Origin of the sequence: Tautonia rosea (assembly GCF_012958305.1) — a bacterium.
In the GTDB taxonomy this organism is placed as follows: domain Bacteria; phylum Planctomycetota; class Planctomycetia; order Isosphaerales; family Isosphaeraceae; genus Tautonia; species Tautonia rosea.
The window spans coordinates 156,510-162,593 of record NZ_JABBYO010000014.1; the positions used below are offsets into that span (position 1 = coordinate 156,510).

General features: G+C 57.3%; 3 protein-coding genes. 1 reads left to right on the plus strand and 2 read right to left on the minus strand.

The window, feature by feature from the left end; translation table 11 throughout:
• Positions 1 to 7: 7 nt before the first annotated feature.
• The gene (locus tag HG800_RS21605) at positions 8 to 1,486 is read right to left on the minus strand and encodes a hybrid sensor histidine kinase/response regulator (protein ID WP_169979384.1); all 1,479 of its coding nucleotides are present in this window, start codon (positions 1,484 to 1,486) and stop codon (positions 8 to 10) included.
• A gap of 87 nt (positions 1,487 to 1,573) precedes the next feature.
• The gene (locus tag HG800_RS21610) at positions 1,574 to 2,251 is read right to left on the minus strand and encodes a 3-keto-disaccharide hydrolase (RefSeq protein WP_169979386.1); all 678 of its coding nucleotides are present in this window, start codon (positions 2,249 to 2,251) and stop codon (positions 1,574 to 1,576) included.
• 502 nt (positions 2,252 to 2,753) lie between these two features.
• Between HG800_RS21610 and HG800_RS21615 the strand changes: the two genes are divergently transcribed.
• On the plus strand, positions 2,754 to 6,084 hold a 3,331-nt coding region (locus HG800_RS21615; RefSeq protein WP_206352385.1), incomplete at its 3' end, for a PSD1 and planctomycete cytochrome C domain-containing protein.

Sequence of the window (6,084 nt, forward strand, 5' to 3'; positions counted from 1 at the left end):
CCTACGGTCAATGGGTTCCAGCCCGTTCCCGGAAGATGCGATCGAGCGTCTCCCGGAGTTCCTGAATACGCACAGGTTTCTGGAGCAAGGCCAGAATTCCTGCCTGCTGCAAGGCGTCGAGATCGGTGGGCCGGCCCGATCCGGTCAAGGCGATGATCGGAGGAGGGGTTGAGTGGTCGGACGACCGAAGGACTTGTGCCAGTTCAATCCCATCGGTGTCTGGAAGTTCGAGGTCGAGGAGGATGACGTCCGGACGTTGGAGTCCGATCGCTTGCAGAGCATCTCTGCCGGATCGGGCGACTCGAACTTCGTGTCCCTCCCGTTGCAATAACAGGCGAAGTGCCTCGACCATGGGTCGATTATCATCGACGATGAGCAATTGAGGCAATTCGGCGGGTATTCCGGGGTGATTCTGCGTCGAGAGGTGAGCGGGAGGAGCGATCCTCGGCAACCGGATCTCAAACTCACTTCCGTGGCCGATTCCCTGACTCCGAGCGACAATGGTGCCTCCATGTCTCGTGATGATCAGCTTGACCAGCCGAAGACCAATTCCGAGGCCAGAGGGAGAGCGATTGCGGGCTGCTTCTCCACGGACAAACATGCCGAAGATTCGGGGCATCAAGGTGGAGTCAATTCCGATTCCTTGATCCCTGACCGACAGAACGACCTCTGACAATCTGGGGGTCGCCGCGATGGTAATCGACTTACCTGGGTCGGAATAGCGGCAAGCATTGGAAAGCAAGTTGATGAGAACCTGCTGCATTCGAGCGGGGTCAATCTCGACCCACATTGGTTCATCACTGAGCTGGAAGACCACGGTCTGTTTCGCATCTTCCAGGAAGGATCGAGCCGCGTCGACCGCGGATTGAAGCAGTTGAGGCAAGGAGGCTGGGTGAAGGCTTAAGGTGAGTGTCCCTTTGGAAATCCGGGAGAGGTCTAGGAGATCCTCAATGAGCAGGGCGAGTTGTCGGGTTTGATTTCGGATGATCCGAACTGCCCACTCACGCTGCTCCTGGTCATCGTCCAGATCCAACAGTAATTCGCCAGCGTGATCGATTGCCGCGAGCGGATTGCGCAACTCATGGCAGAGGGTCGCCAGGAATTCGTCCTTGGAACGGTCTGCGTCTCGAAGTGCCTGCTCCGACTCGCGGTGCTGTGCCAAGTCTCGGCGAGCCTGAATCAAGGCATCAGACAGCAAGTGGAGCGACTCCTCGGTCGCTTCCTGTCGATTCTCCGCAAGGTGAACCCGAGCCTGAATCCAGATCATCAGGCTGACGGAGAGGACCATGATCCCGAGAAGCAGCGCGATCTTGCTCAGCTGAGAAAGGACGAATACCTCGGCAATCGACATCATCAAGACGAAGCCAAGGATGAGCACCAAGAGGGCCCCCAGCACCGGGGCGCTCCACTTCAAGAACCTCGAGGTCCGCCCGGCAGGAGCAAGGCGCTCGCTGCCGGGTTCTCCGGGAATGTGCGGCGGGGCCATGACCGGGTTCTCCGGAGTTCCTGAGCCGCACCCGCCCGGCTTTCCCAATTTCGATACAGGCGGGAATCCTAGAAGATACACCCCAGCTCAGGGTATTGTGACATCAACCCGCTTAATTTTGAGATTCCGAAAATCGACGCGATCACCATGACCCAGCAACGCAAGATAACCGGTTGGGCGTTTCAACCCTGGGTGCTCTCGACCGTCGATGGTCCCTTCTTTTGAGGCTTCTTGAATGTCAGCGTCTACAATGGTTTCTCCGTTGAGCACCACTCGAATTTGGTTTCCGATGCAAGATATTTCCTGCTCATTCCATTCACCGACCGGACGGAGATAGCCACGCTTGGCCGGGACGACACCATAGATTGATCCATGATACTGATAAGGGGCAAGATTGGAATACTTCTCGGCCGTGTTGTCCAGAATCTGGATCTCCATTGCGGCGTAGGCCGGATCACCTTCGGTCGGGGCTCGAAGGCCGATCCCATTGTTCGCTCCGGGAGTCAATTTAAATTCGAACCGGAAGATAAAATCGTCGTATTCCTCCTCGGTGTAGAGTTTTCCGCCGCTTCCTTCGATGCAGTAAAGAATGCCATCCGCGACGGAGTAGCCGTCGGTTGCACCGAACCATCCCGTCAGATCTTGACCATTGAACAGGTCGTGGAATCCCTCTTGATCCTCGGTAGAACCCGCAGTGGCAAAGGTCCCGGTACTGAGGATGAACGCTGTGGCAAGGAGTTTCAGGATCGAACCAGTGTTTGTCATCGGGCTCTCGTAGTTCGGAAATTCCTGGGGAAGGGAAGGACGATCTCTCACGGGTTCAGAATGCGAGAGGCGCCTCACGTCATCGAACGATTTAGCGGACGATGAGTTGACACACAAGAGCCCACTGGAAGATCGGGCATCGAGACCTCTCCCTGAGAGAGTCGTCCTAACTCGACACGCAACGCGCTTTCCGCAAGGGTGTGGAGGGGAACTTGTTGTACAACTCCTTCAGGTGGATCCAAGCTCCTTGTGATGACATGAAATATCTCCACACTCGATCCACGCAATCACACTGTGGCGTTCCTTTCCCTTGATCTTAGAAGGGAGCATGTTCAATAATTGGTTGAGTTTTCGGTGACCATTTGGCGCTCAAACCGTTTATCGCGGTCCTGGTGAGTGTCGGTGGCAGTCGGGAGTACGTTCGGATCTTTATCTTTCAGGAGCATCGGCCGCAATGCTGGCGACCGAACCATTTCGACACCGGGTTGCGACGACTCTCGGGATGATCCTCGGAATTTCCATTGTCGTCGTTGCTCCGCGCGTCTCTGAAGCACGAGAAGAGGGGACTGCTGATTGGCCTCCGGAAGCTTTACGCTTTTTCGAGGAACGGATTCGTCCGGTGCTGGCCGAGCAATGTCTCTCCTGCCACGGAGCACAGAAGGAGTCGTCAGGGCTTCGGCTCGACTCGCGATCGGCGATTCTCGCAGGAGGTTTCATCGAAGGTCCGTCGGTTTATCTCGATGAACCTGAGGCAAGCCCACTTCTGGACGTTCTTCAATATAATTCCGAATTGAAGATGCCACCCGACGGGAAACTTCCCGATGAAGTGATCGCCGATCTCGAGCGCTGGGTGCGACTGGGAATGCCCTGGCCCAACGACGCGACGATCCCAACGCCAGAAGACCTTCTCGACGCCTCTACAAGCCACTGGGCATTTCAAGCGATTGCCGAACCCTCTCCTCCTGAAGTGTCTGACCCTTCCTGGGTCGGCACGGACATCGATTCCTTTATTCGAAAGAAGCTCGACGAGGCGGGGATTGCTCCCTCTCCGGAGGCGGATCGAAGAACCTTGATCCGCAGGGTCTCGTTTGACCTGACCGGACTGCCACCGACCCCCCAGGAGGTCGAGGCATTTCTCCAGGATGCAAGGTCAGATGATGAGGCTTTTGCCGAGGTAGTCGATCGACTGCTCGCCAGCCCGCACTACGGCGAGCGCTGGGGCCGACACTGGCTCGACGTCGCACGCTACGCTGACACCAAGGGATATGTCTTCACCGAAGAGCGGCGATACCCGTATGCCTATACCTATCGAGATTATGTCGTTCGATCGTTCAACGAGGATAAACCTTTCGACCGTTTCATCCTCGAGCAACTCGCCGCCGATCAGCTCGACCTTCCGCCAGGTGATCCGGCCCTGGCCGCAATGGGCTTTTTGACCGTCGGACAGCGGTTCTTGAACAACATTAACGATGTGATCGACGATCGAATCGACGTCATCAGCCGAGGGTTGATGGGACTCACCGTCTCCTGTGCTCGCTGTCACGACCACAAGTACGACCCGATCCCGACGGCGGATTATTACTCACTCTACGGCGTCCTCAACAGCTCAACCGAGCCGGACACGTTGCCTCTGATCACGGAGCTGGTCGATTCGAGTGGTCCTGAACGCGACGATTTTCTCGAGAAGCTTCAGGAGCGTGAAGCATCGGTGACCGCGTTTCTTCGCTCCAAACGTGATGAAATCAACTCGGATTTCCGCCAACGCTTCCGAACTTACCTGGAAGCAACCCATGTGCTCCAGTCGACGAGCGAATCCGGAACCGACGGAGGCGACCGCCGCAGACGAGACGGAAGCGCCCTCGATCGAGAAGCTAGAGCACGAGAACTTCCTCCCCGCCGACTTGGAGCATTTAGTGAAAAGTGGAGAACGTTGCTGGAACGGTCGGACCCGAAGACCGACCCGATCTTCGCTCCCTGGCACGCGTTGGCCGCGTTACCTGTCGAATCGTTCGCTGAGAATGCCGAGGAGGCACTTGAAGCCCTGACCTGTGAGAATTCCATTTCGTTGAATCCGATCATCGCCAGGGTGCTGCTCCATCCGTCGCCACCAGTGAGCTTCGGCGAGGTCATCGAGCGGTACAGCCAGGCGTTTTCGCAGCAATCCGACGAGGATTCGCAGGAGCCGGGCCAATCCGCGATTGATGCGCTCTTTGCGTTAGACACAGGAGCTTTTGTTGTTGCTTCGATTGACGAGGCGCTCCGCATCCTCGAACGGGATGAGCGAAACGAGCATCGCAATCTCGAACGAAAGGCGGCGGAACTCCAGGCCACCCATCCAGGAGCTCCACCCCGGGCAATGGTGCTGGTCGACACCGAGGAACCTCGGGAGCCGGTCATCTTCATCCGGGGCAACCCGGGAAACCACGGCCCGAAGGTGCCCAGGCAGTTTCTCCGATTCCTCGAAGGAGAGACGCGGCAACCGTTCACTCAAGGCAGTGGTCGACTGGAGCTTGCGCAAAAGATCGTCGATCCGAAGAATCCCTTGACGGCCAGGGTCATGGTTAATCGCATCTGGATGCACCACTTCGGCCGGCCGATCGTCGGAACCCCAAGCGATTTCGGAACCCGGAGCGATCTTCCCACGCATCCTGAATTACTCGACTCTCTGGCGTCGCAATTCGTGGAGAGCGGATGGTCGATCAAGACGATGCACCGACTCATCCTCAACTCTCGGGCCTATCGTCAGTCATCGCTTGATCGCCCCGAGGCCGCGGTGATTGATCCTGAAAATCGGCTGCTCTGGCGACAAAATCGCAGGCGATTGGAACTGGAACCGATGCGCGATGCCATGCTTGCCGTGTCCGGACGACTGGACCCTCGCTTCGGAGGTCGGCCAGGGCGTTCTCCGTCGTCTTCCGAAGGGACTCGGCGAACCCTCTATTCCATGATCGACCGGACCTTTCTCGATGGAGTCTACCGGACCTTCGACTTTGCCAGCACCGAAGTCTCAAACCCAGATCGGCCCGAGACCATTGTGCCTCAGCAGGCCCTCTTCCTCATGAATAGCCCGTTTGTGGCTGAGCAGGCTCGGTCCCTGGCCGAACGATGTCGAACTGAGACCAGTTCGGACGTTCCTGCCGACTGGATTCGGTTCTATTATCAACTTCTCTACGGACGTGTCCCCGAAGCCTCAGAGCTCGAACTCGGCGAGCGATTTCTGAACTCCGCGACGCGGACAATGGAGCCGCTGCGTTCCCCGTGGTCCTACGGTTTCGGGGGCTTCGATGCGCAAACGGGGCGCGTGCTTCAGTATCAGGACCTCCCTCACTGGACCGGCACGACCTGGCAACTCGGTGAGGAGTTTCCTCATCCCGAAGGTGGTCATTTGCACCTCAAGGCTGAAGGCGGACATGTCGGGAATGGACCGAATCGGGCTGCAATTCGTCGATGGACCGCACCCGTTGCGGGGGTGCTTCATATAGAGGGTCAATTGGTCCACCGCAACAGCAGGGGAGACGGAGTGAGAGCACGAATTGTCTCCGAGTCGGTAGGAGTGCTGGGAGAATGGGAGGCACATGATGGGCGATCACGAACTATCATCCCTCGGGTCGACGTGAACGCTGGCGAGATCATCGACTTCGTCGTCGATTGCCGGAAGAACACCAATCATGATTCATTTGAATGGTCTCCGGTGATCACACTTGAATCTGCAGAGGGTTCTCAAACAACCTGGGATGCCCGCTCGGACTTTCGGGGGCCAACCGTTGCTCCACCGAGCCGCGAGGAGCAATATGCTCAGGCACTGCTCATGGCAAACGAATTTTTGTACATCG